The sequence below is a fragment of the uncultured Treponema sp. genome (assembly GCF_945873775.1).
In the GTDB taxonomy this organism is placed as follows: domain Bacteria; phylum Spirochaetota; class Spirochaetia; order Treponematales; family Treponemataceae; genus Treponema_D.
In genome coordinates this window covers 23,028-46,162 of record NZ_CAMCEC010000009.1, presented here as the reverse complement: position 1 = coordinate 46,162, position 23,135 = coordinate 23,028, and the positions used below count along the sequence as shown (strand labels likewise).

General features: G+C 37.9%; 17 protein-coding genes. 8 read left to right on the top strand and 9 right to left on the bottom strand.

Annotated features, from left to right (window positions below; translation table 11 throughout):
- The 3 genes from Q0N70_RS06250 to Q0N70_RS06240 all read right to left on the bottom strand — a co-directional run bounded on the left by Q0N70_RS06250 (window position 1) and on the right by Q0N70_RS06240 (window position 3,992).
- On the bottom strand, window positions 1-1,041 hold the full coding sequence (locus tag Q0N70_RS06250; RefSeq protein ID WP_294015015.1) for a DUF4384 domain-containing protein: 1,041 nt from the start codon (window positions 1,039-1,041) through the stop codon (window positions 1-3).
- Window positions 1,042-1,053: 12 nt separating this feature from the next.
- Complete coding sequence (locus tag Q0N70_RS06245; protein ID WP_294015013.1) at window positions 1,054-2,847, bottom strand: hypothetical protein; 1,794 nt, start codon at window positions 2,845-2,847, stop codon at window positions 1,054-1,056.
- Between the two features lie 62 nt (window positions 2,848-2,909).
- Window positions 2,910-3,992: a hypothetical protein gene (locus tag Q0N70_RS06240; protein WP_294015011.1), complete on the bottom strand. Its 1,083-nt coding sequence runs from the start codon at window positions 3,990-3,992 to the stop codon at window positions 2,910-2,912.
- A 115-nt stretch (window positions 3,993-4,107) separates the two neighbouring features.
- On the opposite strand from Q0N70_RS06240, the gene Q0N70_RS06235 reads away from it, so the two are divergent.
- Together Q0N70_RS06235 and Q0N70_RS06230 are read left to right on the top strand one after the other, a co-directional pair.
- Entirely contained in the window at window positions 4,108-4,425 is a 318-nt protein-coding gene (locus Q0N70_RS06235) for a helix-turn-helix transcriptional regulator (RefSeq protein WP_294015009.1), read from the top strand.
- A 716-nt stretch (window positions 4,426-5,141) separates the two neighbouring features.
- Window positions 5,142-5,900, top strand: a complete 759-nt coding sequence (locus Q0N70_RS06230; RefSeq protein ID WP_294015006.1) for a DUF4469 domain-containing protein — start codon at window positions 5,142-5,144, stop codon at window positions 5,898-5,900.
- Window positions 5,901-5,981: 81 nt separating this feature from the next.
- Here Q0N70_RS06230 and tkt read toward each other — a convergent pair whose 3' ends face one another.
- The 3 genes from tkt to Q0N70_RS06215 all read right to left on the bottom strand — a co-directional run bounded on the left by tkt (window position 5,982) and on the right by Q0N70_RS06215 (window position 10,077).
- A complete protein-coding gene (tkt, locus tag Q0N70_RS06225; protein WP_294015003.1) occupies window positions 5,982-7,952 on the bottom strand; it encodes a transketolase in 1,971 nt (656 codons plus the stop codon).
- A 101-nt stretch (window positions 7,953-8,053) separates the two neighbouring features.
- The gene (locus Q0N70_RS06220; RefSeq protein ID WP_294015002.1) at window positions 8,054-8,530 is read right to left on the bottom strand and encodes a PTS sugar transporter subunit IIA; all 477 of its coding nucleotides are present in this window, start codon (window positions 8,528-8,530) and stop codon (window positions 8,054-8,056) included.
- 26 nt (window positions 8,531-8,556) lie between these two features.
- Window positions 8,557-10,077 carry a hypothetical protein gene (locus tag Q0N70_RS06215; protein WP_294015000.1) on the bottom strand — a complete coding sequence of 507 codons (1,521 nt, stop codon included), beginning with the start codon at window positions 10,075-10,077 and terminating at the stop codon, window positions 8,557-8,559.
- Window positions 10,078-10,192: 115 nt separating this feature from the next.
- On the opposite strand from Q0N70_RS06215, the gene Q0N70_RS06210 reads away from it, so the two are divergent.
- Complete coding sequence (locus Q0N70_RS06210) at window positions 10,193-10,708, top strand: nitroreductase family protein (protein WP_294014998.1); 516 nt, start codon at window positions 10,193-10,195, stop codon at window positions 10,706-10,708.
- 93 nt (window positions 10,709-10,801) lie between these two features.
- On the opposite strand, the gene ilvB is transcribed toward Q0N70_RS06210, so the two are convergent.
- Window positions 10,802-12,538 carry a biosynthetic-type acetolactate synthase large subunit gene (ilvB, locus tag Q0N70_RS06205; RefSeq protein WP_294014996.1) on the bottom strand — a complete coding sequence of 579 codons (1,737 nt, stop codon included), beginning with the start codon at window positions 12,536-12,538 and terminating at the stop codon, window positions 10,802-10,804.
- 155 nt (window positions 12,539-12,693) lie between these two features.
- Between ilvB and Q0N70_RS06200 the strand changes: the two genes are divergently transcribed.
- From Q0N70_RS06200 to Q0N70_RS06180, 5 genes are all read left to right on the top strand, one after another.
- The gene (locus Q0N70_RS06200) at window positions 12,694-13,326 is read left to right on the top strand and encodes a DUF4912 domain-containing protein (RefSeq protein ID WP_294014994.1); all 633 of its coding nucleotides are present in this window, start codon (window positions 12,694-12,696) and stop codon (window positions 13,324-13,326) included.
- Between the two features lie 11 nt (window positions 13,327-13,337).
- Window positions 13,338-14,930, top strand: a complete 1,593-nt coding sequence (locus Q0N70_RS06195) for a 1,4-alpha-glucan branching protein domain-containing protein (RefSeq protein ID WP_294014992.1) — start codon at window positions 13,338-13,340, stop codon at window positions 14,928-14,930.
- An 87-nt stretch (window positions 14,931-15,017) separates the two neighbouring features.
- On the top strand, window positions 15,018-17,735 hold the full coding sequence (locus tag Q0N70_RS06190) for a YidC/Oxa1 family membrane protein insertase (RefSeq protein ID WP_294014990.1): 2,718 nt from the start codon (window positions 15,018-15,020) through the stop codon (window positions 17,733-17,735).
- Entirely contained in the window at window positions 17,732-18,973 is a 1,242-nt protein-coding gene (locus Q0N70_RS06185) for a CDP-glycerol glycerophosphotransferase family protein (RefSeq protein ID WP_294014988.1), read from the top strand. The genes Q0N70_RS06190 and Q0N70_RS06185 overlap by 4 nt, the downstream gene beginning before the upstream one ends.
- Before the next feature lie 30 nt (window positions 18,974-19,003).
- Window positions 19,004-20,974 carry an aminotransferase class I/II-fold pyridoxal phosphate-dependent enzyme gene (locus tag Q0N70_RS06180; RefSeq protein ID WP_294014986.1) on the top strand — a complete coding sequence of 657 codons (1,971 nt, stop codon included), beginning with the start codon at window positions 19,004-19,006 and terminating at the stop codon, window positions 20,972-20,974.
- Window positions 20,975-21,032: 58 nt separating this feature from the next.
- Here Q0N70_RS06180 and Q0N70_RS06175 read toward each other — a convergent pair whose 3' ends face one another.
- Complete coding sequence (locus Q0N70_RS06175; protein WP_294014983.1) at window positions 21,033-22,388, bottom strand: CotH kinase family protein; 1,356 nt, start codon at window positions 22,386-22,388, stop codon at window positions 21,033-21,035.
- Window positions 22,389-22,436: 48 nt separating this feature from the next.
- Complete coding sequence (locus Q0N70_RS06170; protein WP_273467023.1) at window positions 22,437-23,111, bottom strand: DUF4956 domain-containing protein; 675 nt, start codon at window positions 23,109-23,111, stop codon at window positions 22,437-22,439.
- Between the last annotated feature and the right edge of the window lie 24 nt (window positions 23,112-23,135).

The following is a 23,135-nucleotide window of genomic DNA, read 5'->3' as shown; positions in this document are numbered from 1 at the left end:
TTACTCCATCACAGTATACGTAATCTTAAAAACACTGGTTTCGTAGTTTTCAACGGAACTTTGTTTTACAGCCATAATTCCGCGTGTGATTTTCTGAATGTCGTTTCTTGCATATTTCCCGGTAGAAGTCTGCTCTGGAATACCTTTCTCCGAAGTTGAAGCGTAAATCAAAATCTGCTCCGCTCCGTAAACACCGTCAACAACTTTAAAAACTGTGTTTTTCAAATCAGGAAAAGTGCGGACTTCGCCTGCACGGATGAAATTGTTCTCAATAGGAAGCCAGTTCTTGTCGCCGTTAGCGTCAATACACAGAATCGCAATGTAAGAATCCTTCTCCACAGAAATCATGAACTTCACAATGTCATTCGGATAAAGCATATTCACAAGATTATCCTCGCTGTCGAGCATAGCCGCTGTAATAAGGTAATCGGGTTTGGGAATATTTAGTTTTTCAAATGAGTTCTTTTTTAAGGAAGAAACACTTACTTTTATTTCACTTGCAGAAGCAATTTTTGCCTCTTCGAAATCCTTAAGAATTTGATTTGCCTGCATGGAATTCTTTGGGAATAAAGTCAAATTCAAGGATTTTATTTCCGCCATTGGAACAAGAATCTTTTCAGAAGCAATAAGCTCACCTGTAGAATCCTTCAAATCCAAAAACAGTTCAACATTTTCTGCATTTGGAAAATAAGTTCCCGATATAATATATTTTTTCTGCTCTGAAGTCTTTTTCAACTGCCCAAAAGAAACACCGCGAGTTGCAACAATCTGCCCTTCAGAAGAAAGCGAAGATGTATCTACAATCTTTATACGCATTGTTCTTGCAGCCGCTCGTTTTATTTCATTTTTAATCCATGGAACAAAAGAGCCACAGGTTTCAGAATCAGAATAATAGATAAAACCGATTGCAGTTTCTGCACGCTGAATTTGTTTTTCAAAAAGCACATTGTCAAACCGGCGTATTCCGTCAGAAATAGAATTCTGCGCAAAAGTTGAAACTGCCAAAACCGCAACCAAAATAAGGCTAAAATATTTTTTCATAAAATCCTCCAATTATTTTTTTAGAACACTTCCGTTTAATGTCATTCTTTTTAAGGCAGACGGAGGTTTAATAACTCCATTCTCATCCGTATAACAGAAAATTCCTGCAAAGCCATATTCAGGTACTAAAGAAAAATTTGTAAGAAGCATATCTTGCTTTTTTTCATATTCAGTAAACCAAAGCTGCTCAGTAGAATTAGAATCCATACCAGCGAAAAATGAATTTCCATTATGTCCGTAAAAATCCGATGCATTTTGAACACCTGAAAATGCAATAAAATCTTCATTTTCAGAAAGGCAAACTGATGTTATAAACGATGGCAGATTTTCATTACTGTAAAAGTAAGTCCAATTTCCATTAGCCAGAACCTTTATTACAACAGCAGATGGTTTTTCAGTTCCGAAAGTTTCTGCTCCTGCAAAAATTTCTCCACTACTATTCTGAACCATGCATGACACAGACTTTATACTTCCTGCAAAATCTTCTTTTGCAACAAGCTTTCCATCATAAGAAAATTGACATAGTATAGAAGAAAGAAGTTCCCCATTTTCATTTTGTCTGTTACAGAATAAAAAGAATTTATCAGATTCAGTGCTATACAAACATAACGCATGATACACAAGATTTGATTCTGCTATAGGAAGTTCTAATGACACTAAAGAAAAAATCGGATTTTCAGTTTCAAAAGAAATCTTCAGAACAGCAAGACTACCACCACGGTCAAATCCAGCTGCTAGAATATTTGCTCCGAATGAACTTACAGAAAAAAGTCCTGAAAGTTCGGGAATCTTAAACGAATCAATATGACCATTTTTAGAATCTACAGCAAGCACAAGACCAGAATTCGATTTTTCATTCATGCTCTGCCCCACGCAGATTATCTTGTTTTCAAGCAAAATTCCGTCATAAATTCTGTTATCAGTATTTTTTTCAGAAAAACTAGACTCCCATTTTTTTGTTCCAGTATTTTCAAAGCCACAAAGATATGCGCTCCAAAACTTATTTCTATTTTTATCCTCTTCTATTTTGTTTCCAATGCAAAATATAGTATCTTCATTTTTTGAGCCAAAGGCCTTTAAAAGCGCCATATCAGAATAATCTTTATTCCACAGAGGCTCACTTATTTTTACAATCGGACGAGCGTCTTCAAAAACAATTTTATCTCCGTTAAAACTATAAGTGTAAACAAAACTCGAATCAGGTTTATAAAATGGAACGTCAAAATATTTTCCATTTTGCTCTACAAGCATTGAAATATTTTTGTTTAAATACAATTCTCTATTTAATGATGAATAAACTCCACTCTCACCAGATACTATAGACTTTGTATTTTTCTCTGTTATATATGGAGTTCTTGAACTTGAGTTCATTACGGAAATTTCTTTATTTGAATTATTCTTCGTAACAACATAATATGGAAGATTTTTAAAACTACTATCCATCAATGAAATTTCTATTCTTTGATTGAGTCCATTTTTTGTTTCTATTCTGAATCCATTGTATTGAGTTATTGGAATAACAATGTTTTCAATTGGTATCAAGAATCTTGGATAAATAAAATAGGTAATCTCGTCCAATACAAAAAGTTTTTTCTCAATAACATGCAATTCATTTTTATCTACTTTTGCTACTGAATAAATGGAATCTGGATTATTCTCAACAATTTCAACAGAGAAATCACTTTTATTAAAAATTTCTATGCGAATAGTTTTTGAAATTTCTTCTTTTCCAAATTGAAAATTTGATGATTTACATGAGATAAAAAATATGAATAAACTTATAAAAAGAATAAAATTTCTTTTCATTTTTCAATAACTCAAAAATAGGCAAAACTGGATGTTGAAAATAACATCCAGTTTTCAAAAAACTACTCAAGTTCAAGTTGAGAATTCAAGTTATACTCGACTACACGTTCAGATGAATTATCAATTATCGCTTTTACAAGACCATTTTGATTGAATACGGAAATTTCATATTCGACACCAGCTTTCAAAACGGTTGGCTCACCTTCAAAAAATTTCACATAACGTTTAGAAACATCTCCGACACGGAAATCTGCATTTATAGCACGGAAAACACGTCCTTCTTCTTTTGAATCAACTTCAAATGTAAGCGTTTCTCCAGAATTAATCATAGTATTTCCGGTTTGAGAGAAAATTTCTGTATTATCATTTCTCATTATAAAAGCACGTCCACTTTCATTTCTGACTGTAAGATATGCAACTCTTGACCCATACATTTTGCTGTTCGGCATAGGAACTATTACAGTCTGTGGAGTTTCATTTTCTCTTGCTGGTCTTGAAACTAAGCCATCTTCTTCTTTTGCAGAAATACTGCTCATTTTTCCGCTGCTTTTGTCATACATAAGATATGTAGGAAAGTAAACATATCCTCTTGAATTATAATCTACATAAACATATTTTTCTTTTGCATTAGGTGGCAGAGTTGTAAGCACAGCTCCATCAGTTCCATTAAGACGAAGTTCTACAGGATAAGGCGATGCGTTTTCAAAAAGCAACTTTGACATTCCTCCAACTTCACCTGTTATCCTAAAAGACGACTTTATATTATCGCCATAAGTAACAAGTTTTGCAAAAATTACATCTTCCTCCGATACATATCCACCTTTTGCTGCATAAACATCAGCTTTCACAGCTCTACACAAAAATGCACCAATCTTTGAAGAGACAAAAGGACTAAAATCGAAAAATCTAGTACTTCCAACTCCATCTTTGCGTATTCCTCCCAAAATATTGTTACGATGTATTGAACCTGCAAAAATAACAAGATCATAAGGTGTTTGATTTATTAACTCCAAATCGCCATTAGACTGATTCTCATATGAAAGATTTTTCATATCTTTCGTTGCTAACTTTTGTTGTGAACTCGCACATCCGACAACCATCAATCCAAGCATAGCGGCAAGTGCCACGCATCCAAGTTTTTTCATTTCTTCCTCCAACAATTGGGAAATTTCCCAATATAAAATTATATCAAAAATAATATACTACTATATCAAATTAATCAATTAAAATTATATATAAATATATCTATCTTGATATAAAATGGATTTAGAAAAGACAGTAATCGACAACATAAAAAGAATTCGCAAGGAAAAACATATCACGCAGGAACAGCTGGCAGAAGCGTGCAACACAGCGACAAGCTACATCGGGCTTATGGAAACCTACAAGAATGTGCCCAAGCTTTCCACAATTGAAAAAATCGCCGCCGCATTGAACGTTGAACCTGAAATCCTTTTCAAAAAATCAGAAGTCGAAAAAAAAGATGAGCAGAAAATCCGCATAATCACAGACAAAGTTATAGAAAGCATGAGAAAAGAGCTTTACAAGGCTATCAGGGAAAACTGGCGTGCGGAATAAAGACAAATTTTAATGTAGACTTATCGACATATTATCTTCATTGCCAATAGAGTATATGCTCCATAGCTTATAGGCATATCTTTTTCTCAACTTATAATACACACACTTATACAGCTTACCAGCATAACTCTCAACTAAGTTGTATGCAATACAGTTCATCACTCTATTCTCATAGCTCTTTGTCAGAGTATTCATGAAAAGCATTACAGCGTATTAATAAGAATGGATATAGCTTATATTCATCCTCATAGATAAGTTATCCAACAATTTATATACAGCAAGCGATAAACACTGTGGATAGACTAGCAATAAAAACGACCATAACCTAAAGCAAACTTGCTCAATAGCTTATGAATTATTTCATCTGCAAATTAGAAAAAATGGAAAATAAAAACTTATATATTTTATCTAAAAAACTGACAATTTTTTTTAATTTAAGGCAATAAAATAGTTATAGAAAAAAAATAAACACGCAGATAATATTTTCAAATTTTTATTGAAAATGTAAAAAAAGGAGGAAAAGAAAATGAAAATAAAAAACTAGACTTTTTAGCTAACATTATGCAGTAAAAAAGTCTAAAAATCAGGTTGCGGAAAACACGCTAAAAGAATTATAGGCAAAGCAAAGAACTTCCGCAGATTTTTCAAACCACAAAAAGAAAAAAGACATTGTCTAAAACTTTAGTGGTAAAAAACAATACAAAGGAGTCACTATTATGATAAATATCGACACAAAGCGAAAACCAAATTTCGCTGTAACATTAACACCTTGCTATTTAAAAGAGCACACATACATTGCACGTGTTCCAAGAAAGACAATAACAACAGATCAAATTTTGGATTTAGTAGCTACTCATAATCAGGGAATCGACCGTTATCAAGTAGGCCATGCTATGGAACTTCTAAAAAAGGAAATTCTTGAGCAGGCAGAACTTGGCTTCGCAGTAGATATTATGGAAATCTGCAAACTTTACATTGCCCCTTGCAATGGAATAAAAACACTTACACCAGAAGCAGAAATCATAACAGGCTTTGAAGCGAGGTTTTGTGCAAATGAGCAGTTAAATGAAAAACTAAAAACCATAAGTGCATCGGTAACATCTGTAACAACTCCAGTTCCTCAAATTTCGCAAATTGAAAATCCTGTAGACGGAACAAAAGACAAGACACTAAAAGCCACATTCAGTGCTCGTATTATTGGCAAAAAGCTAAAGGTCGGCGGAGCAGAAAGCGGAATATGGTTTATTCCAGAAACAGAGAATTGCGAGCCAAGCATAGATGAAAATGAATGGATAAAAGTTCCAGAAGATTTTATAACAAAGAATACATCTAAAATGCTTGAATTTCATCTTCCTCGTTTGCTTACAGCTGGAAAGAAATATTTTATCAAAATCTGTACATCAGAAAGAAATGGATATGAGCTAAAGACTCCACTAACAGGAATAAGTAAAATTCCTATTACAATAGAAGAATAAAATAAAAACTCCCGAAGCATAGCGCGGTACTGCCGCAGTATGCTCCGGGAGTTTCGTTTAACAGTTTAACCCAATAAAAAATTAGCTTTCCAAAACTTTTGCCAAGTCAGCAGAAGTAAACTTTAGATCTTCCGCTACTTTTGCAGCAGGACCAGACTCACCAAAGCGGTCAATTGTAAACAAGTCCTTTTTGCTTGAAACATATTTTTCCCAGCCAAAACTTACACCGGCTTCTGCAACAACAACACGCTTTGCATTTCCAATTATTTCTTTCTGGAAGGATTCATCCTGTTTTTCAAACAAAGTCTTGTCCATAACAGAAACAACACGGATATTTTTGCCAGAAACAAGTTTTGCAGCATTCAAAGACATTTCAACTTCAGAGCCTGTAGCAAGAATTGTAATATCAGGATTTTTTGTTCCTTCTTGAACTATATATGCGCCTTTTCTTACAGTATTCTTCCAATCTTTATCAGCTTTTTCATATACAGTGATTGCCTGTCTTGTAAATGCCATGCAAACCGGATGATCTGTGCTTTCAAGCGCCATTTCCCATGCAACAGCAGATTCTTCTGCATCACCCGGACGCAAGAACTGCACATTAGGAATACAGCGCAACGCCGCATTTGTTTCAACGGGCTGATGTGTTGGGCCATCTTCTCCTACATAAATTGAATCATGTGTAAAGATATAGATATTTGGAAGCTTGCTCAAAGCAGCGACACGCAAAGATGGACGCAGATAATCGCTGAATACAAGGAATGTAGCCCCGAAAGCTCTAAGACCTCCATGCAAATTGATTCCGCTCATAACCTGGCTCATCGCGAACTCACGGATTCCATATTCAATTGTGCGGCCTTTTCTGTTTGACTTGCTATAAACACCGTCATCGTCTGCAACTTTTGTCTTATTAGGTCCCTGCAAGTCAGCAGAACCTCCAACAAGCCATTCATAGCGTTTAGCCATGCAGTTAAGGCTTTTTCCACTGGCATCACGAGTAGCAAGCTTGTCTCCAGCCTTATAAGAAGGAGATTCACAGTCGCCTGTTGCCTTATGATTCCAGTAAGCGTCCCATTTCTTTGCAAGCTCTGGATTTTCTTTTGCCCATTCAGCAAATGTCTTATTCCAGTTTTCTTCCGCTTTTGCCCATTCAATTCTTTTTTCTTCAAAGTATTTATATGCTTCAGGAGCAACCCAGAACTGCTCATCAGTTGGAATTCCAAGAGCAGACTTTGCAGCCTTGCAGCCTTCCTCTCCAAGAGGAGCACCATGAACATCAGCAGTACCCTGCTTTGGAGCGCCTTTTCCAATTACAGATTTAAGGATAATCAAAGAAGGTTTTGAAGTATCACGTTTTGCAATCTCAACAAGATCTGCAATTTCACCAACGTTATACATAGAGCCGCGCAAAACCTGCCAGCCATAAGAAAGATAGCGTTTTTCAATGTCGTCTGTGAATGTTATATCTGTGTTTCCATCAATTGAGATTTTATTTTCATCATAGAATACAATGAGTTTTCCAAGACCAAGATTTCCAGCAAGAGAACTGGCTTCTGATGAAACACCTTCTTCAAGACAGCCTTCACCAACGAGAGTATAAGTATAATGGTCAACAATTGTGTGCTTTGGAGTGTTAAAGCGAGCAGCAAGCATATTTTCTGCAATTGCCATTCCAACTGCGGCTGCAATTCCCTGTCCAAGAGGTCCAGAGGTGCATTCAACGCCATCTGTTTCACCGTATTCAGGATGTCCCGGGCATTTTGAGCCAATCTGACGGAATGACTTTATATCGTCAAGTGAAACTTTATATCCTGAAAGGTGAAGAATTGAATAAAGCAGCATCGAGCCATGTCCGGCGGAAAGAACAAAACGGTCTCTGTCCGCCCATTTTGAATCAGCTGGATTGTGTTTTAAAAGCTCACCGTAAAGAACAGCAGCGACTTCCGCAGCGCCAAGAGGAAGTCCCGGATGACCTGAATTTGCCTTCTGGATTGCATCCATAGAAAGGCTTCTGATTGACAAAGCGACAGCTTCGATAGCTTTTGTGTCCATAGTTGTTACACTCCACTAAAATTAAGGAAAATTTTAGTGGTATTCTACAACTAAGCGCCTGTTTTTTCAATCATCTAAAAGCTTAAAAATAAAGGCTTCTTCTATAAGAGTTCTGGACGTGAAATTCTTCGCAGCAAATCCAAAAGCTCGCCTTTTGAAGGACAAGTTTGTATTCCCTTGCGGAATTTTTCATTCTTAAACAAAGTCGCCAAGGCAGAAAGAACTTTTATATGGAACTGTGCAGAATCAGAAAGAATAATAAACATTACGTAAACTTTCTTTACATCAGGAGCCTGCATATCAAGAGGCTCACGTAAATACGCAACAACAATTTTGCTTTCAGCACTGTTTTTCACAAGGGGATAACGTGGATGAGGAATTGCAATTCCATTTCCAACAGCTGTGCTAAGAACTTTTTCCCGCTCAACAAGCTCTTTTTGAAGCTGGTGCGCAGTAAGGCCAGAAGGAACAACGATTCTGTCGCATATATACTCAAAGATTTTTGCACAGGAATTTCCAGGCACATTCTCTAAAACTTCTCCACGCTCAAAAAGAAGACCAATATCAAAATCTTCCATAATAGAACACTCCTCGTAACCCGCTTTTACTTTTTCTTGAAAGAACTGATTCTGCCAGCGACGCATGAACCGCCCTTTATAACCTTAAACTGGCTTTGCTTTTCCTTTGCAAGAGAAGACTCAAGAGTTCCCTTTATATCCTCAAAGTTCCATTCCATTCCGTCCAATGAAAGAAGCAGCGCATCCGCAGTTTCTTCCGCAGTTGGATCAGAAGCTATGGTTTCAATCATACGAAGGATATGACCATGAAGCTGGGCAAGAACCACAACTTCCTGGCTAGGCAGATTCAGAATCAATTCACCAAGAAAATCGATTTTCCTTACTAGGGAAGAAACATTTCCATAAAGTTCCAGTGTTTTTTTTCTGACTGTTCCAAGGGTCTGATCCGCAAACCAGTTGTAATCTTTTTGAAGAATAGCATATCTTTCTTTAAGCGACAAGATAATTTTTTGAAGCTGAATATCATCAAGAGAAAAATCATCACGGCAGATAAAATCCAGCGCAAATTTTATATAATCTGTTTTCTTCTGGTAAAGAGCGTCTAGTATAATCTGGTCATACACAAACTCTGGAATAGAATTAAGGGTGTACTCCGCAAATGTAATGTTCTTTTTTAGCTCGTTGTTTAACACCGCAAGCGTAGAATTCCATTTTCCAAATGCTGGAACCTCCTCTCCTTTCCGCCATAGCCTTGTTTCCACTCCGTAATGTTCAAAGCTAATCTTGTTTGTATGCTTAAATAAAAGTTCTTCTGTTGAGCCGCAATAAGGAACACACAGTGTTCTTCTGTTTTCAAAAAAAACTGTAACAAGCTGCTCTTCTATAGAAGTCATCGGTCCGCGCTTTTCAAAGCAGTCAAGAAGCCTTTTTTCAAGCTCCGCAAACCACTCAATGCGCTTCTCTCCAACTTCACCCTTGTCGAATCTAGTTTCATCGCTATGCAGAATCATCATATTAAGCTTGCCGGCATTCCAGTCAGTAACACAGCACAGGATTCTATCGCCTTTTTTATATCCGTATTTTTCTGAAAGATAGTCCAAGTCAAGCCCCGTAAGCTTAACAGTGTTTGACAGCTCAAAGTCCCGTGAAACCAGATCTAAATCTTTGTTCGCAGGATCTGCCGCTATATACTGAGGAGCATATTCTTCACCATAAAGCATAAACATATCTATGGCATCATCGCTGTCAAAAACACCAACCTTTGACGGAACTTTTTTTCCCTTTACATAAAAACGAAGCGTTGAAGAAATTCTATCTGTTTCCACAAAAGGCATACACCTATCGCCAGGAACAAAAACGCCCTGCTCTGCTTCTTTGGCTGTAGGAACTATGCTGAAAATCTCACCAGTAAAAGCTCCAGCATGTGTAACAAACCTGCCGTCTTCAAGCTCAAGAACATTAGGGCTTGAACAAAGAAAATCCTCCGCATCTTCCAGCGAGGCAGAAAAGCCAAGGGTGTTCAAGACTTTTTTCATATCCTTTGCAGTAAAAGGCTTTACATAAGTCCTCAAAAATTTTTCAGCCAATTCTTCTCTTGAAAATCCCATGCTACAATACTAATACTTTTTCGCATAAATAAAAAGATTTTAGAAAAAAAATTGAAAATAATAAGCAATAAGTTTAATATATTTTATAATAGAATAGGAGGAAAAATGGATTTCATTGAGCTTTCAAAAAAAAAGGTATTCAGTAAGAAAATTTTCAAGCCAGAAGGTTGAAGATGAAAAACTTGCAAAAATTCTTGAGGCAGGACGACTAGCTCCAACAGCAAAAAACAGCCAGTCTCACAAAATATTCATCATAAAAAGCAAGAATGCGCTAGAAAAGATTTACGGAGCAACTCCAATGTCTTACCATGCGCCTGTTGTGCTTATGGTTTGCTATGACAAAAAAATAAGCTACAAAAACACTGCGGACACTCATTATCCAGATTATGACGGAGGAGAAGCTGACGCAGCCATTGTAACAACAGCAATGATGATGGAAGCTACAGAGCTTGGATTAGGAACTTTATGGGCAAGAGGATACGACAGCCAGAAAATCTATGACGCTTTTCCGCAGATAAAAGACCTTGAGCTTATATGTTTGCTAGATATTGGCTACCCAGCGGAAGACTCTTCCCCAAGCGAAAGGCACTTTATGAGAAAAGAACTTTCAGAAACGACAGCAGAACTTTAATGTGTTCTGCTCACGCAAAATATCAATTTTACATTCCTAATGCAACAAGCGCACAGCAAGGTGAACTTAGTGCATGGGGAATGTTTTAGTTTTTTAGTTCCTGATTGCATCAATATTAGCGCTTCCTGCCTTTACAAACGGAAGAACATTTTCATCTCTTTCTATCTTAAGGCGCACAAACCTAGGACCTTCTGAAAATGCTTTTTCTGCCCAGGAAGGTTCTGTATTTGCGTCAATAGATTCAATCCCAAATCCTTCTGCAATTTTCAATAAATTAGGATTCTTTATAAACTCACTTGCGCTGTAGTTTTTTTCAAAAAGATATTCTTGCTGCTGATGAACCATTCCAAGCACGCCGTTTTCAAGAACAATAACTGTAACGTTTAAATTAAGCTCGCTCAAAGTCGCAAGTTCCTGAAGGTTCATAAGAATGCTTCCGTCTCCAGATATGCACACAACCTTTTTTGAGGGATTTGCAATGGCTGCTCCAATTGCGGCAGGCAAACCAAAGCCCATGGTTCCCAAAGAGCCGCTAGTTAAGAACTGACGAGGATACTCCACAGGATAATACTGCGCCGCCCACATCTGATGCTGTCCAACATCTGTTGTAACAATTATATCTTTTGAAGAAAGGCCCGCTTTTTTTGCATTCAAAGGAATTTCATTTATAAATTTACGCGGATTTACTGAATCTGATTTCTTTCCACGACCAAGCTCAAAACTTTCTGTCTGCTCAAAAACAGAACAAAGAGATTCCAGCCAAGCCTTTCTTTGAGCGGCAAATTTCTTATCACCAGATTCTTTTATTTTTGAAACAAGAAGCGGAAGAGCTGCTTCCACATCGCAGACTAAAGAGCAACTTGAAGGAAGTATTTTGTTTATTTCAGCAGCGTCAATATCTATATGGAGAATTTTTGCTTCCGGACAGAATTTTGCAATCGCACCAGTCGCCCTGTCATCAAAGCGGACTCCCATTGCAAGAACCACATCAGCATCATGCATTGCCTTGTTCGCCGCATAAGAGCCATGCATTCCAACCATGCCAAGATTGTTTTTTAAGTTCTTCGGCAATGAGCCTATGCCCATAAGACTTGTTACAGCCACAGCGTCAAAAGACTCAAGAAGGCTTTTTATAGCAGATGAAGCCACAGGAGAATTGCAGCCGCCTCCAATATAAAGCACCGGGCGTTCACTAGACAAAAGAAACTGCGACATTTTGTCAACAACACAAGGAATTTTATCTTCCGGAGTAGAAAACTTTCTTGCAAAAACAGATTTCTTTACTTCTTCAGCGGAACGGATTTTAGGCCATTCTTCAAATTCTGCAAATCCAGTCTGAACATCGCGAGGAACATCAACAAGAACCGGTCCCGGACGGCCGCTAGAGGCAATCTCAAACGCAAGAGGAATTGCAGTCAGAAGCTCAGAAACTGACTTTACCATCATGCTGTGTTTTGTAATAGGAAAAGAAAGTCCGAATGTATCGGCTTCCTGAAAAGCATCTGTTCCAATCAAAGATGTGTTAACCTGCCCCGTAATCGCAACAATCGGAATTGAATCGCACCTTGCATCTGCAATGGCAGTAAGCAGATTCATTGCGCCAGGTCCAGAAGTCGCCATGCAAACAGCAGGAATTCCTGTTGAACGCGACATTCCCTGAGCAATAAAGCCGGCCGCCTGCTCATGGCGCACTAAAATATGCTTTATAGAAGATTTATTCAATTCATCATATAAAGGAAGAATCTGACCGCCTGGAATTCCAGCGACATACTTAACACCTTCCATTTCAAGAAGCTTTAAAATAATCTGTGAACCTGTAGCTTTTATCATTCCGTCATTCTATAAAAAAAGACATCTGTTTTCAACAACAAACTTTTATTGCCATTATCCAATGGATGAACATTGGAATCTACATTGACAAAAGTTTTTTTTTTAGCGATTATTAGCAAGTTATGAAATTTGCATCCCGACAGCAGCTAGAGGCAATGTCAACATCACAGCTTATAGCCTTTGCTGATAAATATGGAATAGATATTCCAGGCGATCTTGACCGCCGTTTTATAATTGGAGAGCTTTTAGAGGCGGAAGAAGAGTTTGAATCGGCAGAAAAAAAGCCGGAAGTTCAAATTTCAGACGATGACGAGCCAGTTCCAGACTCACTTCCCAAAACATACAACAACACTTGCATAGACGCTGTTATTAGAAACCCAGCATGGCTTTTTGTGTTCTGGGATATAAAGGAATCTGATATTTCTACGCTGTCGCAGGATTTTTCATTTGAAAGCGCATTTCTTCATATTTCATTTTTTGACTCTGCAGAATCAGAAAAATCAGATGATTCATTTGATGTAAAAATTCCGCTTGAGCCTAACGAGCAGTATATTATGATTCCTGGCGGAAAAAAATTCGCAAGAATAGACTTGGCGGCCTCTTTCAATGGAAAAAGCGCGGAAATTCTTGCGTCAACCAGAATGATTGAAATTCCAGAGGAAAGCAAAAAAATTCTTGAAATGCAGCCAGGAAAAAAACTTGAGTTTTCACCGCTAGTACAGCTTTCTGGAATAAAGAAAATTCTGCATGATAATTTCCTGAACCATAGACAGTCATTTTCAAACTAAAGGAATCAACAATGTCTGAAAAAAAACTTGTTTTAATAATAGAAGCAAACCAAGGCTACATTCCGCAGACCGAAGGCAAAGAAGGCTTTCAAGTTCAAAACAGCATTCTTTTTTCCGCTATGACAGAAACTTACATTCCGCTTTTGAATATGTTCTGCCAGCTTGAAAAAGAGAATATTCCGTTCAAGCTTGGACTTGTAATTTCACCATCAATTTGCGCGCTTCTTTCAGATTCCAGCATTCAAGACAAATATATAGAATACCTTGATGAACTGATTAAACTTGGAAATGCAGAAATTTCAAGATGCAAAAACTCAAACTGCCTTGAACAAGCAAAAAGCTGCCTTGAATCAATAGAAAGAACAAAAGCGGACTTTATAGAAACTTACGGAAAGAATCTTCTTGGAAAAATAAGATACTTTGAAAAGCTCGGCATTCTTGAACTTATTCCAACCGCCGCAACTTTTTCGTATATTCCGCACTACAGCGACTATCCAGAAGCCATTAACGCTCAAATTGAAACAGGGCTTTATTCACAGAGAAATTTTTTTGGCGACAATGGAGACGGATTCTGGCTTCCATATATGGGATGGGACAAAAACCTTGAAAAGCCGCTGCGCTCTTACGGAATAAACTATACAGTTCTTGACGCAAGGTCAATCTTGTTTTCTGAGCAATGCCCGCAAGAAGGAATATTTTCACCTGTCAGAACAAAAAGTTCACTCGTAATTTTCGGAAGCGACCCGGACACTCCGCAGGACATAGCAGGAGAAGACGGATTTTTCACAAACGAAGCCTACCGCTCTCAAATCCGAGACATAGGATTCGACCTTGAACAGGAAAGACTTGGTGATTTCTTTGGAAAAAAAACCGATGCAAGAATTCCAACTGGCTTCAAATATTGGAGCAACGAAAGCGAAGATGACGATCTTGTTCCTTATAATTCCGCAGAAGCAAAAAAGCAAATTATAAAGGATGCGCTTAACTTCTATACTTCCAAGGCTGAAAAACTTGAGCAAGCGGCAAACATAATGCAAGAAAAAGACGCAGTTTTAGTCTGTACAATTCCAGCTGAATTTCTTGGGCAGAAATGGCATGAAGGCGTTGAATGGCTTGAAAATGTAATCAGATGCAGAGCAAGCAGAAGAGGCTTTGAGTTCGAAGTTTGCAAGAATCTTTTAGACAAGCAGTTTTCTTTACCTAAAATTGAACTTTATCAATGCTCGGCAAATGGTCTTGGCTACGGGGAAGACCTTTTGGACAACTCAAACAGCTGGATGATACGCTACACAAGAAAAGCGACCCAGCGCATAATAGATCTTGCAGAAAGATTTCCTTCTGAAACTTCATTGAAAGAACGTCTTTTGAACATGGCAGCGAAACAAGTGCTTTTAGCTCAAAGCGGAGACTGGCCGGCAATGATTCACGATGGAAAAACACCAGACTATATAGAAGAGCTTTTCAAAGATGAAATTCTTTCATTCACACGTGTGTTTGACTCATTAGCAAGCAACACTGTAAGCACAGAATGGCTTACTTCATGCGAAAGAAAAAACAAAATATTTCCATGGCTAAACTACAGAATTTTCAGCAAAAAGAAATAAAGGAATTCAGGCTGCAAAAAGTAAAATTTTAGTTGCTTTATGTTATTAATTGATACATTTAGTTTTATATGGTAAAATAAAAAGGCTATGGGCACATTTTTTTTCACGGTTGTAATTTATCCACTGACCCAGATTATAGAACTGGCATTTACATTTAGCAACAAGCTCCTGAAAAATACGGGATTTTCCCTAGTAGGTGTAAGCCTTGCGGTAAGCCTTCTTACACTTCCGCTTTATGCTGTTGCAGAACACTGGCAGGAAATAGAACGCAATATTCAGACAAAAATGAAGCCTCAAGTTGACAGAATCAAAAAAGTATTCAAGGGCGACGAGCAATACATGATTCTTTCAACCTATTATAGACAGAATCACTACCACCCGATTATGTCGCTTCGTTCCGCATTCGGAATCCTTATACAAATTCCATTTTTTACAGCAGCATATACTTGCCTTTCCCACATGCCTGCGCTTCAAAACCATCATCTTTTTTTTATTGCTGATCTTGGGAAGCCAGATGCGCTTTTTTCTATAGGCTCATTTTCTGTAAATATTCTTCCTATTTTGATGACAGCGATAAACTGCATTTCAGGAGCAATATATACAAAAGGACTTCCTTTAAAAGACAAATTGCAAGTTTACCTTCTTGCGCTTTTGTTCGTTGTGCTTTTATACAACAGTCCGTCTGGGCTAGTTATATACTGGACAATGAACAACATTTTTTCACTTGTAAAGAACATATTTTATAAGCTTAAGAATCCTATAAAGTCTTTCTACATTGTCTGCGCAATAGGTTCTGCAACAGCAATAATATTCACGCTGATTACAAAAAGATTCAATCTTGAGCAAAAAGGATTTTTTATTTTTCTATGCGTGCTTATTTTGTGTTCACCTGTTATTGTAAAGGCTTTAAATCTTGCTGTTGACAAGCTTTTTGTTTCATTAAGAGACAACAAAAAACAAAGGACATTTCTATTTTTAGTAACAGCGGCAAGTCTCACAGCTCTAGTTGGTCTTGTAATACCTACACTTTTAATCGCATCTTCACCTGTAGAGTTTTCAGGAATAGACAACTACCCTAATCCAATGTTCTTTATAAGAAACACATTCTGGCAAAGCATAGGTCTGTGCCTTTTGTGGCCTTCACTGATTTTCTTCTTATTCAAAGAGCGAATCCAGACACTTCTTTCCGTGGGATTTTTATTCTTGTTTTCTGCGGCAATTGTAAACGCATTTTTGTTTCAGGAAAAATATGGATACCTTTCAAGAATGCTGCTTTTTACAGAAGTTCCAATCGTGCAGTCATCGGCAATCCACATACTTATAAACTTATCAGTTCTTGCTGCTATAGCACTCGCCTGTATTGCAGTTATAAAATTAAGGCTTGCAAGACCAGTCTGCGTAATAGGAACATTTTCACTTGTTTCCCTATTGCTTCTTTCTTTTATTCAGATTGGAAAAGTAAAAGCAGGATATAAAGAATATCTTAGAGTTTCTGCGGAAGGCGGAATTTCTGGAAGTGTAAAGCCGATTTTTCATCTTTCAAAAACTGGAAAAAATGTAATTCTGATTTTCCTTGACAGAGCGCAAAATAATTTTGTAGAGCCGATGCTTGAAGAGTCTCCAAAGCTAAAGGAACAGTTTTCCGGCTTCACTCTTTACAAAAATACAGTTTCGTTTAACTCGCATACATTGATTGGCGCGCCTCCAGTGCACGGCGGCTATGAATATACTCCTGCTGAAATAAACAAAAGAGCAGACAAGCCTCTAGTTGAAAAACACAATGAAGCAATCTTAATGCTTCCGCGGATTTTTACAGAACAAGGAGAAAATTTTTCCGCGGCCTCAAGCGATGCTTCCTGGGCAAACTACAGCTGGATTCCTGATATTTCTATTTTCAAGCCTTATCCAAAAATTGAATCATTCGTAACAGAAAATGCGTATCTTGCGCAATGGTACAAAGATCATCAGGGAGTCGGAAACTTTACAATCACAAGCGACACTCTTAAAAGAAATACGCTTTGGTACAGTTTCTTTAGAACTTCTCCGTTAATTTTGCGCCATGTTATATATGAAGGCGGAAGATACTGGTCAACAAACACGCAGAATGAAGACTTGAACAAATATCTTGGAAACTATGCTGCAATGGATTACCTGAAAGATCTTACAGACTTTTCTTCAAAGACAGAAAATTATTTTTTAAGTTTCACAAACAATGCCTGCCATACTTCATTTGCGTTGCAAGCTCCAGACTATGTTCCTTCCGCAAAAATCACAGACAGGGGAACTTCGGAATATGCAGGCGACAATTCTTACTCTTCAATGGCAGGTGTAATGCACAGGCTTGGAGAATGGCTTGAATATTTAAAGCAAAATGAAGTCTATGACAACTCAAGGATTTTGATAGTCTCTGACCACAGCTGCTCATCAAAAGAAAAGCCATATAAATGGGACGAAAAATTCAGCAAGATTTCACCAGGAAAATATCATCCTATATTTATGTTCAAGGATTTCAATGAATCTGGAGAATTAAAAACAAATAATGATTTTATGACAAACGCAGATTCTCCATCAATTCTTTTGTCTGGAATTATTGAAAATGCAGTGAATCCTTTTACAGGAAATCCTGTAAATTCCAAATTAAAGGAAGACGGCGCGCTTGTAACAATAAGCAATCTATATATGCCGCATCATTTTTCAAGCAAAAATATTTTCACTGTAAAACCTGATGATTGGTATAGAGTCAGCGATAACATATTTGAATCAAAAAACTGGAAGCAGGAAACAATGGAGGAATCTAAAAAATGACAAGCAGTTTATTGTACATAGATCCTGGCACAGGAAGCATGTTGTTTTCCATTCTCATAGGAGCAACTGCAACATTATACTTTCTGGCAAGAGCAGCAGTACTAAAGCTAAAATTTCTTTTTACTGGAAAAAAAGGGACTGTAGATGCTTCTGCGCATAAATATGTAATATATAATGAAGACAAAAGATATTGGAACGTATTTAAACCAGTTCTTGATGCATTTGAAAAACATCAGACAGAAGTAACTTATTTTACGTCCAATAAAAATGATGAAGTTTTTTCATCTGATTATAAATTTGTAAAAGCCGAATATATCGGAGAAGGAAACACAGCCTTTGCAAAGCTGAATCTTCTTTCCGCAGACATTGTTCTTATGACAACTCCTGGACTTGATGTTTACCAGATGAAACGCAGTAAAAATGTAAAGCATTATGCGCATTTGGAGCATTCAACTGGAGATGCCACAATGTACCGTCTTTTTGGAATTGATTACTTTGATTCTGTTCTTGTTACAGGAATGTACAAAGAAAAGGACGTGCGCTGGCTTGAAGAACATAGAGGCATAAAGCATAAGGAAATTGTAAGCGTAGGCTGTACATACCTTGATGTCTATAAAGAAAAAATGGAAAAAATTCCAGCTGAAGAAAACCACAAATTTACTGTTCTTCTTTCACCTTCATGGGGACCGAGCGCAATATTAAGCCGCTATGGAGAAAAACTCTTGGATCCGCTTTTGCAGACCGGCTGGAATGTCATAATCCGTCCTCATCCTCAGTCAAAGATTTCTGAAAAAGAAATGCTTGATAAACTCACAGAAAAATACAAAGATAATAAAAATCTGATTTGGGATTATAACAGCGAAAATATCTACTCAATGAAAAAAGCTGATATTATGATTTCAGACTTTTCAGGAATTATTTACGACTACACTTTCCTTTGCGACAAGCCCGTTATGTATGTAAATTCAGATATGGATTTAGGCCCTTATGACGCATACGATGTTCCGGGAAGAAGTCCGTGGCAGGTAAATGCAGTCCACAGTTTTGGAATTGAACTTAAGGAAGAGCAGTTCAAAAACATAGCCCAAGTAATCCAGAATGCAAGCGATTCCGAGGAACTGAAAAAACTCCGCGCAGAAGCAAAGGCGAAAGCTTGGGAACATCAGGGAAACGCAGGCGAAGAAGTCTACGATTTTATGGTAAAAAAAGACAAAGAACTCGAAGCGGAAAAACTCTAATATTTACAGATATTCAACAGGAGAAAAAAAATGACAGAAAAAGAATTTGACTTGCTTTATGCAGCACATAAAGGAAAAGAATTAGGACAATTTTCAAAAGACACAGTTTTTATGTGTGAAAAAAATGGATGGCTTAAATCTGGAAAAGTAACAGACTCTGGATACGAAGTGCTCTCCCCTTACAAAGTTGACAATGCAATTATAATGGCAGCCGGAAGAAGCCGCCGTTGTATGCCTCTTTCAAACTATCTTCCAAAAGGACTTTTTGAAATAAAAGGCGACACAATGGTTGAACGCCAGATAAAACAGCTGCACGATGCAGGAATAAAGCAGATTATCCTTGTTGTAGGCTATCTAAAAGAGAAATACTATGAGATGGCAAAAAAGTACAAGGATCTCATTGTTATAGACAACACTGAATGGGAAGAGAAAAACAACATTTCATCTCTTTATGCGGCAAAAGATTACTTAAAGAATTCCTATATTTGCTGCAGCGACAACTGGTTTGCGCACAACGTTTACTGCGACTATGTTTACGATTCATACTACGCCTGCAAATACACAGATGAATTCCTTGATGAATATTGTGTAAAATCCACAGACAAAGAAGGATACATGACTTCTGTAAAAAAAGGCGGAGAAAAATGCTGGTACACAATCGGAGAAGCCTTCTTCAACAAGGATTTTTCTGCAAAGTTTGTTGACTACATGGTAAAGGAATATTACGACCCGGAAGTAAAATATATGCTTTGGGACGATTTCCAGATCCGCCACATCGATGACCTTAAGCTCAAGGTAAAAGGCTATAGCGATGATGAATGCAAGGAGTTTGACACAACAGAAGATATTCTTCAGTTCTACCCGAATTTTAAAGACTTTATAGAACAGTTTTTTGCGGAAGAAGAACTTGTAAATTCCTCAACAAGACTTAACTACCTTTCAAACTACGCTGACACAAAAACATATTCAGTTGTCGCTACAGAACAGCTTACAGGCCGTCTTCATGTAAATGAAAATCTTTTCAAGCCAAGCCCAAAGGTAATGGAAGTTCTTCACAATGCGACTTATGAAGATGTATATCTTTATGACCTTACACGCGAAGATGAGCTTGCCGTTGAAATCAGCAAACGCGAGGAAATTTCAACTGACCATATTTTGATTCATTCTGGTTCTTCTGATGTTATAAAAACTGTAATGTCGCTTGTTCTTAATAAAGGCGACACAGTTCTTATTTCCGCTCCGTCTTGGAATTACTACAAATCCATTGTTGAGCTAAAAATGGCAAAGGCTGAATACTACGATGTTGTGCCTGGAAAAACTTCCTATGAATTCGATGTTTCAGGGTTGATGTCAAAAGCCCGCACTGTTTCGCCAAGAATCATCATCATTACAACTCCGCACAATCCGACTGGAGCGGTAATTTCAGCTTCTGACCTTGAAACTATAATAAAGGAAAACCCTTCTTCGCTTGTTATTGTTGATGAAGCCTATCTTGGTTTTTCTGAGCAGAAGTTTGATGTAAGACATCTTCTGGCGGCTTATTCAAATGTCGTATTCAGCAGAACTTTCAGCAAATTGTATGGACTTGCAGGAATCCGTGTTGGCTACGGACTTTGCGCACCAATGGCGAAACAGGTTTTCAGGCTTGATGTGAATCCATTTAGGGTAAACAACATAAGCCGCAAAATGGCGGTAGCAGCCTTAAGAGACGAAAAATATTATAAAGGGCTTCTAAAAGACATTACAGAAAGCCGCAATTTCTTTATAAATGAAATGAACAGCATTTCTGGTGTAAAAGCTTTTGATTCCGCCGCGAACTTTGTATTTATACATTTCTCCGAAAACACAGATGTTCAGGCATTGAAAGACTATCTTGCCCAGAAAGGCTATCTTGTAAGACTTTGGACAGAAGGAAGCAGACTCGCAATGAGAGTAACTTTGGACAGAAAGGAAACAATGGAAAAAGTTGTCGCTCTTATGAAAGAGTTTTTAGAAAAATAATTTTGAGTAAGAAGTTTAATTTTCAATAGACTGCCGTGTTTAATGGCAGTCTATTTTTTTATTCCATAAAAATCCTGTCAAGCCATTCAAATCTTTTTTCGCACCAGTCCACGAGAAAGTCAACTTCACTCTTGTAGTTTTTTCTTGAACGGTAGCCCGGCGCACGTGGCCAGTTTGCGCTTCCAATTATGTGCCAGACAGAATCGTTGAGCTTTGCAGAATCATCCAAAGTCCTGCCCTGGTTGCGAATCCATTCAATAGATTTCTTTAACGGCTCTCTTGTTTCCGCCCAGCGTTTTTTTACAAGGGTAACAAATTCATCATCACCAAACATTCTGTTGTACCAGCTGCTTTGGTTGATTAAAAATCCTTCATAGTCTTTTGCCGCAGATGAATTCTTCACTGGATCAAAAAAGTTGAACATCTGAATCCAAGCATTGTTGCTTAAGAGCGAACCATAGCTTCCTGGAGTAGTCGAACTTTTTGAAGTGTTCCCAAATCCGATGTCGTGATCCCATGCAGGTCCCATGTAAAGCTTCTCCGTCGAATAGTCATAGTTCATAAAGACAGAGTTGTAGAAATTCGCATCGTAGTTTTTGGAGAATTCCGCAAGCAAATACCAGTCAACGAACGAGTCCATGTCAAAATATTTCTTGTAGCCGTCCGCGCCATTCCATTCATCAGAATAAAGAAGTTTTTCAATCGACTCTATTTTTTCCGCCCATTTCTTGTAGTTTTCTAAAGTTGACTTTGGCGAGCGGATATTAAAGCGTAGCCTTGAATCCGTAGAAAAACTGTACGGTCGTCCATCGTGGCTGTCGATTTCAGCAAGGAAGCCTTCGCCTGCAAACTCAATGCGATTTTCCGCAACCTCAACCTTTTCTGTTATTCCATAAAGCCCACGGTATTTTCCGTTTATAAAAAGCGTTACATAGCGAGACTCAGGATTCCACCTCATTCTGTTCCAAACATTGTGTGTAAGATATTCGGCGTAGTAATTTCGGAGCATTGAGCGGTCACAGGCGTTTGCCATCAAAATCCATTTACGCGCGCCTTTCATTCCAAGAAGACTTGCGGGACTTTCAAGTTTTAAAAGGTAAGGCTTTTTCTGTGTAAAAGTTGTTTTCCAAGTGGAATTTCCGTGTCCACGGATTTTGCAACCGCCTGAAATCTTTTCATACTCAGAGGAATTTCCAAGCGTGAATGAAGCTTTTACATATTTTTCCTTGCTTTTTATTTCCTTAAGTTTGTCCGTAGAAATTTCAAGAATCGGAAGACCTAGCTTTTTGCATTCAGCAACTGTAATTTTTCTGTCAGAAGAAATAAGAAATGCAAAAAGAGCTCCAAATGCAAGCAAGAAGAGCGAAAGACCAAAAACATACGAATATCTTCTTATTCCGTGAATAATTTTCATTTCCCGCTCTTCCTTGTCAAAATGCGCAATAAAAACACAAAAGTGAATTTAGTATGTAACTTCGCCGTCGTGCGCGAGGATTGTCGAAGAGACGACATTTTCCGTGTTCGCAACTTTCTGCAAGAGCGCGGAATCGTCTTTCGAGCGGATTTCAACAACGAGATTCACTTTTCCGTTTGAAAGCGCGCGGCTTTTCACTGTGTAATACTTACAGAATTCTTTTACAATCGCCATGATTTTCTCTTCAAGCTCGTATCCGCTTCCGCTCACCATAAGGATTTTCGGAGCTTTCGCCACAGGAATCCGGTCAAACACAAAAAGAGCGACAGTCAGGATAAACGCCAGAACACAAGAAATCTGGGCAAGCCCCGCTCCGCAGATAATTCCGGTTGAAATCGCCCAGAAAAGAAAAACCAAGTCCATCGGGTCTTTAATCGCAGTCCTGAAACGCACGATAGAAAGCGCGCCGACCATACCAAGCGAAATCACAACGCTCGACTGAATCGTAAGAATAACGCCCGCCGTAATCATAACCAAAGCCGGAAGCGCAATGTTGAACGACTTTGAGTAAAAAGTCCTTCTCGTCAAAAGCCTGTAAGCAAAGAAAATGTAAAGCGCGAAAAATCCCGCAATCAAAAACACAACGATAATGTTCTCAGGCGTCGCGTCGTATCTCGTGAATCCCTGAATAAACGACTTCTTGAAAATATCCTTGAATCCCATAAAAACCTCACTTTTTGCTTTCTA